Origin of the sequence: Pseudomonas huaxiensis (genome assembly GCF_003231275.1) — a bacterium.
Lineage (GTDB): Bacteria > Pseudomonadota > Gammaproteobacteria > Pseudomonadales > Pseudomonadaceae > Aquipseudomonas > Aquipseudomonas huaxiensis.
This window is the reverse complement of sequence record NZ_QKVL01000020.1, coordinates 39,255-55,734: the sequence shown is the minus strand read 5'-3', so window position 1 is coordinate 55,734 and position 16,480 is coordinate 39,255. Positions and strand designations below refer to the sequence as shown.

Annotated in this window: 15 protein-coding genes; 11 read left to right on the top strand and 4 right to left on the bottom strand. The window is 63.1% G+C overall.

Annotated features, from left to right (window positions below; genetic code table 11):
• Window positions 1–54 precede the first annotated feature (54 nt).
• The 8 genes from DM374_RS33220 to DM374_RS19950 all read left to right on the top strand — a co-directional run bounded on the left by DM374_RS33220 (window position 55) and on the right by DM374_RS19950 (window position 8,420).
• Window positions 55–228 (top strand): hypothetical protein, encoded by a 174-nt coding sequence (locus DM374_RS33220; protein ID WP_157969729.1) that lies wholly within the window; start codon window positions 55–57, stop codon window positions 226–228.
• A gap of 76 nt (window positions 229–304) precedes the next feature.
• On the top strand, window positions 305–1,111 hold the full coding sequence (cpdA, locus tag DM374_RS19980) for a 3',5'-cyclic-AMP phosphodiesterase (RefSeq protein ID WP_110971450.1): 807 nt from the start codon (window positions 305–307) through the stop codon (window positions 1,109–1,111).
• Window positions 1,112–1,218: 107 nt separating this feature from the next.
• Window positions 1,219–1,827 carry a YqiA/YcfP family alpha/beta fold hydrolase gene (locus DM374_RS19975; RefSeq protein WP_110971449.1) on the top strand — a complete coding sequence of 203 codons (609 nt, stop codon included), beginning with the start codon at window positions 1,219–1,221 and terminating at the stop codon, window positions 1,825–1,827.
• 36 nt (window positions 1,828–1,863) lie between these two features.
• A complete protein-coding gene (gene parE / locus DM374_RS19970) occupies window positions 1,864–3,768 on the top strand; it encodes a DNA topoisomerase IV subunit B (RefSeq protein WP_110971448.1) in 1,905 nt (634 codons plus the stop codon).
• On the top strand, window positions 3,765–4,751 hold the full coding sequence (locus DM374_RS19965) for an esterase-like activity of phytase family protein (RefSeq protein ID WP_110971447.1): 987 nt from the start codon (window positions 3,765–3,767) through the stop codon (window positions 4,749–4,751). The genes parE and DM374_RS19965 overlap by 4 nt, the downstream gene beginning before the upstream one ends.
• Window positions 4,748–5,266 (top strand): retropepsin-like aspartic protease family protein, encoded by a 519-nt coding sequence (locus DM374_RS19960; RefSeq protein WP_110971446.1) that lies wholly within the window; start codon window positions 4,748–4,750, stop codon window positions 5,264–5,266. The genes DM374_RS19965 and DM374_RS19960 overlap by 4 nt, the downstream gene beginning before the upstream one ends.
• Before the next feature lie 10 nt (window positions 5,267–5,276).
• Entirely contained in the window at window positions 5,277–7,535 is a 2,259-nt protein-coding gene (gene parC / locus DM374_RS19955) for a DNA topoisomerase IV subunit A (RefSeq protein WP_110971445.1), read from the top strand.
• 171 nt (window positions 7,536–7,706) lie between these two features.
• Complete coding sequence (locus tag DM374_RS19950) at window positions 7,707–8,420, top strand: PqiC family protein (RefSeq protein WP_110971486.1); 714 nt, start codon at window positions 7,707–7,709, stop codon at window positions 8,418–8,420.
• 307 nt (window positions 8,421–8,727) lie between these two features.
• Here DM374_RS19950 and DM374_RS19945 read toward each other — a convergent pair whose 3' ends face one another.
• Window positions 8,728–10,233, bottom strand: a complete 1,506-nt coding sequence (locus DM374_RS19945; RefSeq protein ID WP_110971444.1) for a HAMP domain-containing protein — start codon at window positions 10,231–10,233, stop codon at window positions 8,728–8,730.
• Window positions 10,234–10,367: 134 nt separating this feature from the next.
• Here DM374_RS19945 and serB point away from each other — a divergent pair, with 134 nt between their 5' ends.
• Both serB and DM374_RS19935 read left to right on the top strand, forming a co-directional pair.
• Window positions 10,368–11,582, top strand: coding sequence for a phosphoserine phosphatase SerB (serB, locus tag DM374_RS19940; protein ID WP_110971443.1), 1,215 nt, complete (start codon window positions 10,368–10,370; stop codon window positions 11,580–11,582).
• A 152-nt stretch (window positions 11,583–11,734) separates the two neighbouring features.
• Window positions 11,735–12,139, top strand: a complete 405-nt coding sequence (locus tag DM374_RS19935; protein WP_157969728.1) for a lectin OAA family protein — start codon at window positions 11,735–11,737, stop codon at window positions 12,137–12,139.
• Window positions 12,140–12,212: 73 nt separating this feature from the next.
• Here DM374_RS19935 and asd read toward each other — a convergent pair whose 3' ends face one another.
• The 3 genes from asd to DM374_RS19920 are packed head-to-tail and all read right to left on the bottom strand — an operon-like array spanning window position 12,213 to window position 15,478.
• Window positions 12,213–13,091, bottom strand: a complete 879-nt coding sequence (asd, locus tag DM374_RS19930) for an archaetidylserine decarboxylase (protein ID WP_110971442.1) — start codon at window positions 13,089–13,091, stop codon at window positions 12,213–12,215.
• A 9-nt stretch (window positions 13,092–13,100) separates the two neighbouring features.
• Window positions 13,101–13,910 carry a rhodanese-like domain-containing protein gene (locus DM374_RS19925; protein ID WP_110971441.1) on the bottom strand — a complete coding sequence of 270 codons (810 nt, stop codon included), beginning with the start codon at window positions 13,908–13,910 and terminating at the stop codon, window positions 13,101–13,103.
• A gap of 47 nt (window positions 13,911–13,957) precedes the next feature.
• On the bottom strand, window positions 13,958–15,478 hold the full coding sequence (locus DM374_RS19920; RefSeq protein ID WP_225422545.1) for an HDOD domain-containing protein: 1,521 nt from the start codon (window positions 15,476–15,478) through the stop codon (window positions 13,958–13,960).
• 148 nt (window positions 15,479–15,626) lie between these two features.
• Here DM374_RS19920 and motA point away from each other — a divergent pair, with 148 nt between their 5' ends.
• The gene (gene motA / locus DM374_RS19915) at window positions 15,627–16,478 is read left to right on the top strand and encodes a flagellar motor stator protein MotA (RefSeq protein ID WP_110971440.1); all 852 of its coding nucleotides are present in this window, start codon (window positions 15,627–15,629) and stop codon (window positions 16,476–16,478) included.
• The last annotated feature ends 2 nt before the right edge of the window (window positions 16,479–16,480 follow it).

The following is a 16,480-nucleotide window of genomic DNA, read 5'->3' as shown; positions in this document are numbered from 1 at the left end:
GGCCGGGCGGGGGCATCGGGTGCTGCTTTCCGCTATACCAGCTGGAAAGGCGTAGTGCTGGCATTGCTTGAGGGCGAGGTGTGCGTGGAAACGGATGGCCTGCGCTATGTGAAGGACGGGGTGCTGGACACCGCCCGGCACGAGATTCACAGCAAACCGCTGGTCGGTGAAGCGAACACTGCCGGCTTGCAGCCCCATGAAATGTTGAGATCAACAGAACATGTGTGACCGGCCCCGCATTCCGGGGCTTGGCCCGGCCAATTGGCTGGCCGCATAATCTGGCCTTTCTTCCGAGGACTACGTCTTGCCGAGCACGAACCCCGAGGCGGCGCCGATTCTGTTGGTGCAGCTTTCCGACAGTCATCTGTTTGCCGATGCCGATGGCTCGCTGTTGGGCATGAATACCCACGAGAGCCTGCAACGGGTGATCGAGCGGGTTCTGGTCGAGCAGGAACGGGTGGATCTGGTGCTGGCGACGGGCGATCTTTCCCAGGATGGAACCGAAGCGTCCTACGAGCAATTCCGCCGCATGACGGCCGTCATCGATGCCCCGGCCCGCTGGCTGGCGGGCAATCATGACGAACCGCTACCGATGGAGCGTGTCGCGGCCGGGACCGACGTACTCGATCCGGTGACCGATATCGGCAATTGGCGGGTGTTGATGCTCAACTCGGCGATTCCCGGCTCCGTGCCGGGCTTCCTTGACGACAGCCAGTTGAGCCTGCTGCAACAGGCCCTTGAGAGTGCCAATGGACGGCATTGCCTGATCTGTTTCCATCATCAGCCGGTGTCCATCGGTTGCGCGTGGATGGCGCCTATCGGCCTGCGCAACCCCGAGGCGCTGTTTCAGTTGCTGAAACCTTATCCACAGGCCCGCGCGCTGCTCTGGGGGCATATCCATCAGGAGTGGGACCAACAAGTGGACGGTCTGCGCCTGCTGGCGTCGCCATCGACCTGCGTCCAGTTCGAGCCCGGCAGCGACGATTTCAAGGTCGACGAGCGCGCCCCCGGTTACCGCTGGCTGGCGTTGCACGACGACGGACGGATCGACACTGGCGTCTCCCGACTGAAGGATTTCGCCTACACCGTGGACTACGGCAACGGTTACTGACGCATCAGGCAAACTCTAAAGCTGAATCATTTCCCGGTTAACAGGCTAAACTGCGCCTTTTTTCTGCCCGGTCAATCCGGGCGATTCACCAGAGACTGGGGGGCGGAATGTCGGGCTCGATCCTTTACATCCACGGTTTGAACAGCGCGCCGAGTTCCATGAAGGCCAGCCAGTTGCAGGCCGTCATCGACCAACTGGGCCTTGCCGGGCAGTTGCGTGTTCCCGCCTTGCATCACCATCCGCGCCAGGCCATTACGCAACTCGAAGCTCACATTGCCGAACTGGGCCAGCCCTTGCTGGTCGGCAGTTCCCTCGGCGGCTACTATGCCACCCATCTGGCCGAGCGCCACGGGTTGAAAGCACTGCTGATCAACCCGGCGGTCAACCCGCATCGTTTGTTCGACGGTTACCTGGGCACGCAGACCAACCACTACACCGGTGAAACCTGGGAGCTGACCCACGACCACGTGCAGGCCCTGGCCGAGCTGGAAGTGGAGCCGCCTGTCGACCCGGCGCGTTACCAGGTCTGGTTGCAGACCGGTGACGAAACCCTCGATTACCGCCACGCCGAACGCTTCTACCGGGCCTGTGCCCTGCGTATCGAAGCCGGCGGCGATCACAGTTTCCAGGGCTTCGCCTTGCACCTGCCAGCACTGCTGAGTTTTGCCGGCATTGATCCGCAGGCGTATCAAAGCCTCGATTTTTCTGTATTTTGATTGCTTATTTTCATCTACGAATGACGACGAGAACCCATGGCCAATCCCAGCGCTAGCGCCTATAACGCAGACGCCATCGAAGTCCTCTCGGGCCTTGACCCGGTACGCAAGCGTCCGGGCATGTACACCGACACCAGCCGCCCCAACCACCTGGCCCAGGAAGTCATCGACAACAGCGTCGACGAAGCCCTGGCCGGGCATGCCCGTTCGGTGCAGGTGATCCTGCATGCCGACCATTCCCTGGAAGTCTGCGATGACGGCCGCGGCATGCCGGTGGACATCCATCCCGAGGAAGGTGTGTCCGGGGTCGAGCTGATCCTCACCAAGCTGCACGCCGGCGGCAAGTTCTCCAACAAGAACTACCAGTTCTCCGGCGGCCTGCACGGCGTTGGTATCTCGGTGGTCAACGCCCTGTCCAACCAGGTTCGCGTGCGGGTCAAACGTGACGGCAACGAGTACCAGATGACCTTCGCCGATGGCTACAAGGCCAGCGATCTGGAAGTCATCGGCACGGTCGGCAAGCGCAACACCGGCACCAGCGTGTATTTCTCGCCAGACCCGAAATACTTCGACTCCCCCAAATTCTCCATCAGCCGCCTGAAACATGTGCTCAAGGCCAAGGCCGTGCTTTGCCCGGGGCTGCTGGTCAGCTTCGAGGACAAGGGCACCGGCGAGAAGGTCGAGTGGCATTACGAAGACGGCCTGCGTTCCTACCTGGTCGACTCCGTCAGCGACTTCCTGCGTCTGCCCGACGAACCGTTCTGCGGCAGTCTGGCCGGTAACAAGGAAGCTGTGGACTGGGCCCTGCTGTGGCTGCCCGAAGGCGGCGACAGTGTTCAGGAAAGCTACGTCAACCTGATCCCCACCGCCCAGGGCGGCACCCATGTGAACGGCCTGCGCCAGGGCTTGCTCGATGCCATGCGCGAGTTCTGCGAGTTCCGCAACCTGCTGCCGCGCGGCGTCAAGCTGGCGCCGGAAGACGTCTGGGAGCGGATCAGTTTCGTGCTCTCGATGAAGATGCAGGAGCCGCAGTTCTCCGGTCAGACCAAGGAGCGCCTGTCCTCCCGCGAGGCGGCGGCGTTCGTCTCCGGCGTGGTCAAGGATGCCTTCAGCCTGTGGCTCAACGAGCATCCCGAGCTGGGCATGCAACTGGCCGAACTGGCAATCAACAACGCCGGTCGTCGCCTCAAGGCGAGCAAGAAGGTCGAGCGCAAGCGCGTCACCCAGGGTCCGGCGTTGCCGGGCAAGCTGGCTGACTGCGCAGGCCAGGACCCGATGCGCGCCGAGCTGTTCCTGGTCGAGGGTGACTCCGCCGGTGGTTCGGCCAAGCAGGCCCGGGACAAGGAGTTTCAGGCGATCCTGCCGCTGCGCGGCAAGATCCTCAACACCTGGGAAGTGGATGGCGGTGAAGTCCTGGCCAGCCAGGAAGTGCACAACATCGCGGTGGCCATCGGTGTCGACCCGGGTGCCGCCGACCTGAGCCAACTGCGCTACGGCAAGATCTGCATCCTCGCCGACGCCGACTCCGACGGCCTGCACATTGCCACCTTGCTCTGCGCCCTGTTCGTCCAGCATTTCCGCCCGTTGGTGGAAGCCGGCCACGTCTATGTGGCGATGCCGCCGCTGTACCGCATCGACCTGGGCAAGGAAATCTACTACGCCCTCGACGAAGCCGAACGTGACGGCATCCTCGACCGCCTGGTGGCCGAGAAGAAGCGCGGCAAGCCGCAGGTCACCCGATTCAAGGGTCTGGGCGAAATGAACCCGCCGCAACTGCGCGAAACCACCATGGACCCGAACACCCGGCGCCTGGTCCAGTTGACCCTGGACGACCTCGAGCACACCCGCGAAATCATGGACATGCTGCTGGCGAAGAAGCGCGCGGGCGACCGCAAGACCTGGCTGGAGAGCAACGGCAACCTGGCCGAGGTCATGGCTTGATCCGTCTGCTGCTGGCGACCTTGCTGTCGCTGGTCGCGCTGCCTTCGCTGGCCGAGCCTTGGCCAGAGCTGAAGATGCTCTCCGAGCATCCGGTCGAAGGCATGCGCGGCGGCAACCTGTCGGGGCTGGCGATGTGCAGCGGCGCGCTGTGGACCATCTCCGACCGCGACGACGATCTGCTCTACAAGCTCGATACCAGCGCACAGGTCTGGCAGGCCACCGGCCTGCAACTGGCCGTGCCGCCGGTGCCGGACTCCGGGTTTCCGCTGGGCCTGCGCTCGCGACAATGGGCCGCCTCGCTGGTGCGCGGCGGTGACCTCGATTTCGAGGGCCTGAGTTGCGACGCGGCGGGTAACCACTACATCGTCAGCGAAGCCCACGCCGCGGTGCTGCAAGTCCCGCAGGACGGCCCGCCGACCTGGCTGCGAATCGACCCGAGCATGATCCGCCAGGCCCGCGCCAGTGGCATGTTGCTGCACTTCAACGCTCTGTTCGAAGGGCTGGCAGTGAGCCCGGCGGGTGACCATCTGTGGCTGGCGGCCGAGCGCGAGCGCCGCGGCCTGCTGCTGATCAATCGCAAGCAGACCACCTGGACCTGCGGCGATTCCTGCGTGTTGCTCAGCGAAGCCGGCACCGAGATGCAGCCGGAGCAGTTTCCCAAGGCGCGTGAAGTCTCACGGGACTTTTCCGATCTGGCATTGTTCGAGGGCAAGCTGTTTACCCTTGAGCGCAATGCCTACCGCATCTGCCGTCGTGACGCACAGAGCGGTGTGGTAGAGCGTTGCTGGTCGTTCGCCGCCGAGGCGCTGGTCGATTCGCGGCGCTACACCCAGCCTTATGGCCTGGCCGAGGCCCTGGTGATCGATGCCGAAGGTGCCTGGATCGGCCTGGACAACAACGGCGGCACGCGTGCGGATGGCGAGGATCGTCCGGTGGTCTGGCGGTTCGCCGCGCCGAAAGGCGGCTGGAGCGCGAAGAAATGAGCCAGACACCGGGGCAGCGCATCGGGCGGGTGTTCATGGTGTTGGCCTGGGCCGCCGGGCTGTTTCTTGCCACGCGCTTTTTCGGCGCCTGGGAAGATAAGCAGCTGAACCCCAACAGCGAGATCACCTCACAGCACGGTGATGGTTACGTCGAGGTACGCCTGGCCGGTAATGGCCAGGGCCACTTCGTCGCTGACGGCCTGATCAACGGTCAGGCTGTTCATTTTCTGCTCGATACCGGGGCCACCGACGTGGCGATCCCGGAGCCCCTGGCCCGTGGTTTCGGCCTGGAGCGCGGCGCTCCGGTGACCGTCAGTACCGCCAATGGCCGGACCGAGGGCTACCGGACCCGTCTGGACAGCCTGCAATTGGGCGATATCCTCCTGCGCGACGTTCGCGCCCTGGTGGTTCCGGGGCTCGATGGCGAACAGGTGCTGCTGGGCATGAGTGCCCTGAAACAACTTGAATTCACCCAGCGCGGCGGCACCTTGCTGCTGCGCCAGACCTTGAAATGATGAGGCCCGCATGAGCGACTCCCTTGATCTCAGCCTCGACGGCGTAGAGCGCCGGTCACTGGCTGACTTCACCGAACAGGCCTACCTCAACTACTCCATGTACGTGATCATGGACCGGGCGCTGCCGCACATCGGCGACGGCCTGAAGCCGGTCCAGCGGCGTATCGTCTACGCCATGAGCGAACTGGGCCTGGATGCCGACTCCAAGCACAAGAAATCGGCGCGTACCGTCGGTGACGTGCTCGGTAAATTCCACCCCCACGGCGATTCGGCCTGCTACGAAGCCATGGTGCTGATGGCTCAGCCATTCAGCTATCGCTACACCCTGGTCGACGGCCAGGGCAACTGGGGTGCGCCGGACGATCCGAAATCCTTCGCGGCCATGCGCTACACCGAAGCACGGCTGTCACGTTATTCCGAAGTGCTGCTCAGCGAGCTGGGTCAGGGCACCGCGGATTGGGTGCCGAACTTCGACGGAACCCTCGACGAACCCGCCGTGTTGCCGGCACGTTTGCCGAACATCCTCCTCAACGGCACCACCGGCATCGCCGTCGGCATGGCCACCGACGTGCCGCCGCACAACCTGCGGGAAGTTGCCTCGGCTTGCGTGCGCCTGCTCGATGAGCCTAAAGCCACCGTCGAACAGCTCTGCGAGCATATCCAGGGGCCGGATTATCCGACCGAAGCGGAAATCATCACGCCGCGCGCCGACCTGCTGAAAATCTACGAAACCGGTCGCGGCTCGGTTCGCATGCGTGCGGTGTACCGCATCGAGGACGGCGACATCATCGTCACCGCGCTGCCGCATCAGGTTTCCGGGGCCAAGGTACTGGAGCAGATCGCCGCGCAGATGCAGGCGAAAAAGCTGCCGATGGTCGCCGACCTGCGGGATGAGTCCGATCACGAGAACCCGTGCCGGATCGTTATCATTCCGCGCTCCAACCGGGTCGAGCTGGACGAACTGATGCAACACCTGTTCGCCACCACCGAGCTGGAGTCCAGTTACCGCGTCAACGTCAACATCATCGGCCTGGATGGTCGCCCGCAGTTGAAGAACCTGCGCGCACTGCTGGTGGAGTGGCTGGAATTCCGCATCAATACCGTGCGCCGCCGGCTGCAATTCCGCCTGGACAAGGTCGAGCGTCGCCTGCACCTGTTGGACGGCTTGCTGGTTGCGTTCCTGAACCTGGACGAAGTGATCCACATCATTCGTACCGAAGACCATCCCAAGCAGGCGTTGATTGCCCGCTTCGAACTGACCGAGATTCAGGCCGAATACATCCTCGAAACCCGCCTGCGCCAACTGGCGCGGCTGGAAGAGATGAAGATCCGCGGCGAGCAGGACGAACTGCTCAAGGAGCAGGCCAAGCTGCAAGCCTTGCTCGGCAGCGACGCCAAGCTGCGCAAGCTGGTGCGCACTGAACTGATCAAGGACGCCGAGACCTACGGCGACGACCGCCGCTCGCCGATCATCGCCCGGGCTGAAGCCAAGGCGCTGTCGGAAAACGAGCTGATGCCGACCGAACCGGTGACCGTGGTCCTGTCCGAAAAGGGCTGGGTACGTTGCGCCAAGGGCCACGACATCGACGCTACCGGTCTTTCCTACAAGGCTGGCGACGGCTTCAAGGTAGCGGCCGCAGGGCGCTCCAACCAGTTCGCGGTGTTTGTCGACTCCACCGGTCGCAGTTACTCGGTGGCAGCCCACACCCTGCCGTCTGCGCGAGGTCAGGGCGAGCCGCTGACCGGCCGTCTGACACCGCCGCCAGGCGCATCCTTCGAATGCGTGCTGCTGCCGGATGACGATGCGCTGTATGTGATCGCCTCCGACGCCGGTTACGGCTTCGTGGTCAAGGGCGAGGACCTGCAGGCCAAGAACAAGGCCGGCAAGGCGCTGCTCAGTCTGCCCAACGGCGCCAAGGTGCTTGCACCGCGTCCGGTGGCGGACCGCGAGCAGAACTGGCTGGCAGCGGTGACGACCGAAGGTCGCCTGCTGGTGTTCAAGATCAGCGACCTGCCGCAACTGCCCAAAGGCAAGGGCAACAAGATCATCGGGATTCCTGGTGACCGGGTGGCCAGCCGTGAGGAATACGTCACGGATATGGCCGTTCTGGCTGACGGCGCGACCCTTGTATTGCAAGCCGGCAAGCGTACGCTATCGCTCAAGGGTGAAGACCTGGAGCATTACAAAGGCGAGCGCGGACGCCGTGGCAACAAACTGCCACGCGGCTTCCAGAGGGTCGATGCGTTGTTGGTCGACAATCCGGAGTAAGCATTCCAGACGCCTGGAACGGGTTTTTTCCCACACGTTCCGGGCGTAAACACTGGAGTTAGAGCTTGATTTCGCGGATGATAGGCGCCCTGTGGTGCCAGCGTGGCTGGGTGCCCGAATGAATTCATGAGTATCACTGCGGTGCCGTGTGGTGGCCGCCTGGATGGGATGATGACTTTTCTGCGCCTTCCATTTGTTCTCTTGCTCACGGGTGTGCTGGGCCTGGCCGGGTGCAGCATGCACCAGCCGGTCGCCTTGTATCAGCTCGACAGTGGCGAGCCAGGACAACCGAAGCAAAGCGCCGGTATGGCGGTAGTACTGGGTCCAGTATCGGTCGCCGACTACCTGCAACGCGAGACGCTGCTGCAGCGGCAAAACGATGGCAGCCTCACCGCAGCGACGGACGGTCGCTGGGCGGGCAGTCTTTCCGCTGATATCGATCAATTGCTGGTTCGCCAACTGGCATGGCGCCTGGACAGCCAGCGCGTGATCCTAGCTCCGGCCAGCACCGGCTTCAGTCCTGATGTTCAGGTGCTGCTGTCGATCACTCGCCTGGACTCGGGCGCGAACCAACCGGCGATCCTCGATGCGCAATGGCGTCTGCTGGACCGTCGTGGTCAGGTTCGCGACAACCGCATCATTCACCTTGAACAGCCGCATGCTGGCAGTTCCTCGGCGCAGGTACAGGCCCAGGGCCAGTTGCTCCAGCGTCTGGCCGAGCAGTTGAGCACGGCGTTGAAACCGTTGGCCAACCAGCCGGCAATCGTTGAAGAACCGCCGCCGAAGAAACAAGCCGCTCCGGTACAGGTTCGCAAGGAACCGGAAAAGCCGAAAATCCCGATGGCTTCGCCGATCCGCACGGACATGGAAGTGTTCCGCTTCTGAGTTCAGCAGACATTCAAAAAGCCCGCAGCGATGCGGGCTTTTTTTATGGGATTGGGCTTTGATGCTGCGAGCTTATCCATTCGATACGGCGCCGCTGCCGGCGCTTTCCGCCTTTACGGCGTCCTACTTTTTTCTTGGAAAAAGTAGGACGCCGTAAAGGCGGAAGGGGCCGGCAGCCTCGCCATATCGAACGGATAAGCCCACCGCACCAAAGCCCAAATCCCAACCCGGCATCCCGTCAAAAACCTGTTCTATCGGGCTAAAACTTGTGGAAGTTGGCCAGACGGCGCTCCCACAAGCCTGGACTTCAGTTCTTCACCTGCCGCTCATGCATCCGCGCCAACTGGCGTTCCAGCATCGATGGATACGGCTCCATCAACCGTTCCACGCAGCAGGCACCTTCGGGGCTGGCAATCGGGCGGATGCGGGCGCGTTGGCGGATCAGGGTGTCGTCGCCGATCTTGCGCTCCACCAGCAGCAGGTTGCGGCTGTGTTGCGACAGGGCCAGGGCGTCCTGGGCCTTCTCGGTCAGCAGCAGGTCGATCTGGCTCAGGCCTTCGAGGTCTTCACCCACCACCAGACCCAGTTGCAACTGCAGGGTGATGCCGCTGTCGGCCACTTCGACCTGGAGCGCATGGCCGAGGGCACGCAGCAACTCGCCACAGCAGATCGCGTTGGTCAGGTAATCCTCACCGCTGTCCCGGCTGTGGAACAGCAGCAGGGTGCTGCCGTCGTTGAGGAGCTGGACTTCGCTTTCATACAGCGAGGCAGCCTGTTCGAGGCAGTCGTGATAACGCTCCAGCAACTCGGTCAGGCGAGTCCGTGGCAGGCGACGCAGTTGCTCCTGCGACCCAAGTTGCACGGCAAGTACGGCGCTGGCCTGTGGCTGGCGCGGCGCTGCGGGCACCGCCGGAGCAGCGACAGGCGCGGAATCGTCACGCAGGTCAGCGAAGGCGTCGTCATCCTCGTCGTCTTCCGTGGCGCGCAGCGCCGGGCGGCTCACCGCCGGAGCTTCGTCGAAGCTCGGGTCGCGCAGGTTGCGGACCTGGAAGGCAGGCTCGGCGTCTTCCTCGAAATCGTCTTCGATTTCAGGTTCCGGCTCGGGCTCTGGTGCCTTCGGCGGCGGCGCGAAGCGGGCGTGGAGCTGGCGGGCGAGGTCGCCGATCTCGTCCTGGCGCTCGGTGGCCGGGGTGTACTCGTCCAGATCGCGCAGCCAGACTCGCAGTTGCAGCAGCGGCGTCGAGACATAGCGCCCAAGACGCAAGCTCATGGTCAGCGCCAACGCCAGCAGGATGCCAGCGAGGATGCCCATGCTCTGCATGCTGATGGTCATCGGCTGCTGGAACTGGCTCATGTCCAGACTGATGCGCAACTGGCCCGCCGTCACGTCCTGGAAAGTGATCTTGGTCTGGTACAGACCTTCGGCTTCACCCAGCAGGCTGTTTTTCGGGCGCTGGCCGGCTTCGGCGAGGATCCGGTTGTCCACGCTGTAGATCGCCGCATGGGCGACCAGCGGGTTCTTCACCAGATTCCCGAGCAGTACGTTGAGGCTGAGGATGTCGTTGGACACCAGCAGTTCGGTCGCGGAAGTTGCGGTCTGAGTGGTCAGGCTCTGCCCGAGGGCATCGGCCTGTTCATGCATGGCTTCCTTGAACTGCAAACCCATCACGCAGGCGTAGATCACCAGCGCCAGGGCAACCAGGAAAATGTTGTGACAGGCAATGCGCAATGCCAGGGGCACGCGACGCTGACGCAGGGCACGAAAGATCAGCAGGAAGAAGTTGTCGGTTTTGACGGGCGTGGGCCGGTTCACTGAGCGCGGCTCTTTATGACGGAGAAATTGCTGCGCAGTATAGCGACCGCCCTTGACCCGGCAAAGTATCGCTGCGCCCGATGGTCTGCAAAACGCGGTAGAATGCGCACTTTTTCCACGACTCGGAGCCCGTCTTGCGCGAAATCGTCTTGATCAACATCACCGGTGAGGACCGTCCGGGTCTGACCGCGGCCATTACCGGCGTCCTGGCGCGCGGCGGTGTGAACATTCTCGATATTGGCCAGGCGGTGATCCATGACACGCTGTCCTTCGGCATCCTCGTTGAAATTCCCGACACCGAGCAGGGTTCTTCGGTGCTCAAGGACCTGCTGTTCACCGGCTACGAACTGAACCAGCAAGTGCGTTTCACCCCGGTTTCGGAAGCCGACTACCGCAACTGGGTCGACGGCCAGGGCAAACCGCGCCATATCGTCACCCTGCTGACCCGCAAGGTTACCGCCGAGCAACTGCAGCGCGTCAGCTCCATTACCGCCAAATATGGCCTGAACATCGATCACATCGATCGTTTGTCCGGGCGTGTGGCGCTGGATACTCCGGTGGATCAGGGCAAGGGCTGCATCGAGTTCTCCGTGCGCGGCGAGCCGGCTGATCCACAGGCCCTGCGTGCCGAGTTCCTCAGCGTCGCTCAGGAACTGAACGTCGACATCGCCTTCCAGCAGGATTCTCTGTTCCGTCGCAATCGCCGCCTGGCGGTATTCGACATGGACTCGACGCTGATCGAAGCCGAAGTGATCGATGAACTGGCCAAGGCTGCCGGCGTTGGCGAACAGGTTTCGGAAATCACCGAACGCGCCATGCGCGGCGAGCTGGACTTCCGTGCCAGCTTCAAGGAGCGCCTGGCGCTGCTCAAGGGCCTGGATGTCAGCGTGCTGGACGAAATCGGCGCTTCGCTGCGCCTGACCGAAGGCGCTGAAACCCTGTTCGCCGAACTCAAGCGCCTGGGCTACAAGACCGCCATCCTCTCCGGCGGCTTCACCTACTTCGCCAAGCAACTGCAGGCCAAGCTGGGCATCGACTACGTGTTCGCCAACGAACTGGAAGTGGTCGACGGCAAGGTTACCGGCGTGGCCGTCGAGCCGATTGTCGACGCGCAGCGCAAGGCCGACCTGCTCGGCGAGCTGGCGCGCAAGGAAGGTTTGCAGATGGAGCAGACCATCGCCGTTGGCGACGGCGCCAACGACCTGCCAATGCTGGGCATTGCCGGCCTCGGCGTGGCGTTCCGCGCCAAGCCGCTGGTGCGTCAGTCGGCCAAGCAGGCCATCTCCACCTTGGGCCTCGACGGCGTGCTGTATCTACTGGGAATGCGTGATCGCGAAGGAAATGCATGATAGATCGAACGGTTCTAACCATTCGTCCTTTGCTCCCTGACGATCTTTGAAGCCTGTCTAGGCTTGCTTGCATACGGTCCCAATCCCGAGGGTCGTATGGCCGGCAAGATGACTTGTCGGCCCCCACCAGCAACTTCAAGGAGATGAAGTTCATGGCGAACAAGTATGCAGTTCAAAACCAATGGGGTGGTAGCAGTGCACCGTGGCATCCGGGTGGAACCTGGCAGCTCGGTGCGCGGGACAACCAGAAGGTTGTCAATGTCGACATCCGCTCTGGTGATGGTGGCGTGACCTTCAAGGGCAGCATCACTTACACCGGCGAGGGCCCGATTGGGTTCCAGGCCAAGCGCGTCGCGCAGAACCGTTATGAAGTCCAGAACCAGTGGGGCGGCAACGACGCACCTTGGCATCCGGGCGGCGAATGGGTGATCGGCGGCCGTGACAACCAGAGCGTCATCGCTCTGAACGTCAAATCGAACGATGGCGGCAAGAGCCTCGACGGCACCAATACCTATGACAACGAAGGGCCGATCGGCTTCCGTAGTCATCTGGAGTAAGGCTTCAGGTTGAAGAGCCGCCCCCCGGAACCGGGGGCGGTTTGCTTTTTCAAGCGTGTCGCGGCTTTCCCGATCAGGCGTCGGTGGCGGCCTGCGAAGCCGGCAGGGCCAGGCCCTGACCCATGGTGACCGGCGAGCCGGCACCAAGACTTTCTGCCCACTTCACCTGATCCGGCCCGAACAGCACGACAGCGGTCGAACCCAGCTTGAAACGTCCCAGCTCGGCACCTTTTTCCAGGTGGATCGGCGCGCGGGAGGCTTCGTCATAACGGACGGTCTTCAGTTCACGCTTCGGCGGTGTGACCAGACCGGCCCATACCGTCTCGATCGAGGCGACGATCATTGCACCCACCAACACCACGGCCATTGGTCCGCGCTCGGTATCGAACAGGCAGACCACGCGCTCGTTGCGCGCGAACAGCTCAGGAACGTTTTCGGCGGTGGTCTGGTTCACCGAGAACAGCCGGCCGGGAACATAGATCATTTCGCGCAGAGTGCCGGCCAGCGGCATGTGCACGCGGTGGTAGTCCTTCGGCGACAGATAGATCGTGGCGAACTCGCCGCCCATGAACGGCGCGGCATTGGCCGGGTCGCCACCGAGCAGTTCCAGCGCACTGAAGCTGTGGCCCTTGGCCTGGAAGATACGACCGTGCTCGATCGGGCCGAGCTGGCTGACTGCACCGTCGGCGGGGCAGAGGATCGCACCCGGGGTTTCGTCCAGCGGGCGGGCGCCCGGCTTGAGGGCGCGGGTGAAGAAGTCGTTGAAGTGCTGGTAGGCGGTCAGGTCTTCGACCAGGGCCTGGGACATGTCGACCTGATAACGCTTGGCGAACCACGCGGTGAAGGCATTCTTGAACCAGCGCACACGGCATTCGGCAACGCAGCCGGCCAGACGCGAGAGCAGGTGATGCGGCAGCAGGTACTGGCTGATGATGAACAAACGGGATTTCATTGAGTTTCCTTAAACTTCGACGGGCGTGTCCGGATGGTTGCCCCATTCGCCCCAGGATCCGGCGTACGCCTTGACCCGTGGGTAGCCCAGGTGCTTGGCCACCAGGTAGGTGAAGCCCGAGCGGTGGTGAGTCTGGCAGTGGGTGACCACTTCCTTGTCCTTGCTGATACCGAGCTGCTCGAGGATCTGCGGCATGTCCTTGCGGATGCGCAGGGCATCGTTCAGGTCCATCCCGGCAGTCCACTCGAAGTTCACGGCGCCGGGAATGTGCCCGCCCTTGGCGGCCAGGACTTTCTCGCCGCGGTACTCGGCAGGGCTACGCGCATCCCAGATCGCCAGGTCGGCGGCGCCGAGCCGGCTTTGCAGGTATTCGCGGGTCGCGGTGGGCTCTTCGTGCAGCACCAGGCTGACCGGGCCACCGGCGCTGGCCGGAACCTCGGTGCTCAGGTGATTGGCCGGCCAGGCCTGCACCCCACCGTTGAGGTAGTGGTAGTGCTTGTGGCCAATCACATCGAGCAACCAGATGAAGCGACCGGCCCAGCCGCCGCCTTCGTCGTCGTAGACAACGTAGGTAGCATCGGCGCGATGGCCCAGCTCGCCGAAGAGTTTTTCCAGCTCGGCTTTCGCCGGCGCCAGACCCGGTGCCGGTGGCTGGCCCAGTTGCGTGCGCTTGGGATCGACGAAACGAGCCCCTGGAACATGGCCGCTGCCGTAGCGGTTGACACTGGTCAGATCGACCAGGATCAACGCTGGCGAGTCGAGGCGGGCCTGCAGGTCAGCCGGTTCGATCACCAGTGGCAAGCCGGAAAAATCAGTCATCCAGAGTCTCCAGTTCGGAACAGAGGGAGGCGATTGTAGCGCATGGGTCAGGCGCTGCGGTTGCTGAAGGTGGTCAGGGCGCGCTCGATGCATTGGGCGGTCTTGCCGAACGCCTGCACGCTGATTTCCGAGAAGGGACCACCGCCCTGGTCGGCCATCAGCACCATCACCACCCGACCGTTGTTCGACAGCGAACGCAGCAGCAGATGCTCGCCGCGGAACAGGGCGCGCAGGGGCGCGGGCAGCAGGGCGGCGAATTGCGCGTGGTTCTCGGGCGTCAGGCGCAGTTGCGCAGACTGGCTGAGCAGGCGTTGCAGCAGCTTGCTGTGGGCTACCTGCACGGTCAGGCTGGCGGCATGCGTGGGCAGCCCGGCCAGTTGGTGCACCCGCAGGTAGCTTTGGGTCTTGTCGCTCATCAGCAACAGAACCCGCGTCATGCCGCAGGCCTGCAAGGCATCGCAGGCATAGCGGGTCAGGTGGATCGCGTTGGAGAATGGGCTGGGTTCGGCGAGCAGGTCGGCGCAGAACTTGCGCCAATTCCCAAGGGCCTTGGTATCGGGAGCCTCCGCCGGCAGCATGCCGCGGGGAATGTAGTGCGCATCCCACGGCCAGATCAGCATCTGCGCCGGGTGGAACACGCCTTCAATGGCGTGATCGCGCGCGCTCTTCGCGGCCTGTTGGTGTGCCTGTTGTTGCACGTCGTCCAGTGGCACCTGCAAGTACAGGCTGATCAGTTGCTGCCAGCGCAGACAGTGCGGGCTGCTCCACGCATGTTGGGACGACAGCGCCAGGCCGTTGGCCAGCAACACCGTGTTGGCCGGCTGGTTCAGCCAGCGGCGCAACGAAGGGTCGGCGTCCAGGCGTTGTTGCTGGCGCAGCGGGCTCTTGTGATCGCGGGCGATGTGCATGACCTTGACCAGCAGCCGGCGTTCTTCCTGCAGCAAGTGATAGCCCTGGGTAACCCAGGTCGGCAGCCGCCAGAATTCGGCGAGGGCCTGACACAGACTGAGCAGGCGCACGCCGAACAGCTCGCGTTCGACCCGAGGCGCAGGCTCGCCACGGTGCACGACCCGCAGTTCCCATTCTTCCAGCAACTTTGGATGCGTCAGGGCCAGCGGCCACAGCGGCGAGAGAAACAGCAGGCTGCCCCAGTGGATGTCCTGCCACAGCCGCGCCAGGCGACTGGCGAACAGGCCACTGGCTTGCTGGCTGGCGTGTTGGCTGACCATCTGCAATTGGCGCAGGGCCAGTGGAATCTGCTCGACGGGCGCGGTTTCCAGGCGATCCAGCAACGCTTCGGCGCGGGCCAGGCCGAGCCGGTTGAGCGCGACCTCAAGGTTTTCCGCAGGCTCGGCGATGCTGGCGTGGGTATGCCGGTTGGCTTCGCGCATCACGCTCAGCACCAGCGCCGGACTGTCCTGCATCAGCTCGGCAATGTCGCGCAACGAGCGGCGACTGTCGGCGATCGCGGCTTTTACGCGATCGTGGCTGTGGCAGGGCACCGGCAACTTGGCGCCGTCCAGTAGTTTGATCCAGGCATCGACAGTCTTCGGATTCTGAGTTAGCACGATGGTTTCACTAGGCTTGCTGGAAGGTGGCCGAACTGGCTTTTCGCCTTGACTGGCTATAGTCTGGCGCAGAACTGCCGATAAGTAGAAGAAGAGTTTTACTAACTTCCGCCCCGACCCTGACCCCGACAGTAAGTGCGTTCTATCTATGGCTAAAATTATCGGCATCATCGTCGTATTCGCGAGCGTGCTAGGCGGATATGTGCTCTCCCACGGGAAGATCGCGGCCCTGATCCAGCCTTTCGAGGTGCTGATCATCGGCGGCGCAGCCTTTGGCGCATTCTTGCAGGCCAACCCCGGCTACATGACCATGCACGTCATCAAGAAGTCGCTGAGCATGTTCGGCAGCCGCTTCTCGCACACCTTCTATATAGAAGTGCTGGGTCTGGTCTACGAAATCCTCAACAAGAGCCGCCGCGAAGGCATGATGGCGATCGAGGGCGACATCGAAGATGCCGCCGCAAGCCCGATCTTCGCCAAATACCCCGCGGTGCTGAAAGACGAACGCATGACCGCGTTTGTCTGTGATTACCTGCGCATCATGTCCACCGGCAACATGGCTCCCCACGAGCTTGAAGGCCTGTTCGACATGGAGTTGCTGAGCATGAAGGAAGAGCTTGAGCACCCGTCCCATGCAGTAACCGGCATTGCTGACGGCATGCCCGGTTTCGGTATCGTCGCGGCGGTACTGGGTATCGTGGTGACCATGGCGTCGCTGGGTGAGGGTGACCAGGCGGCCATCGGTATGCACGTTGGTGCGGCACTGGTCGGTACCTTCTTCGGTATTCTCGCGGCGTACGGCTTCTTCGGCCCGCTGGCCACCTCGCTGGCCCACGATGCCAAGGAAGAATTGAACGTCTACGAGGCGATCAAGGCCTCCCTGGTTGCTTCGGCTTCCGGCATGCCGCCTTCGCTGGCGGTCGAGTTCGGTCGCAAGGTGCTCTATCCGAAGCACCGCCCGAGCTTCGCCGAGCTGGAACAAGCAGTCCGCGGTCGCTGATC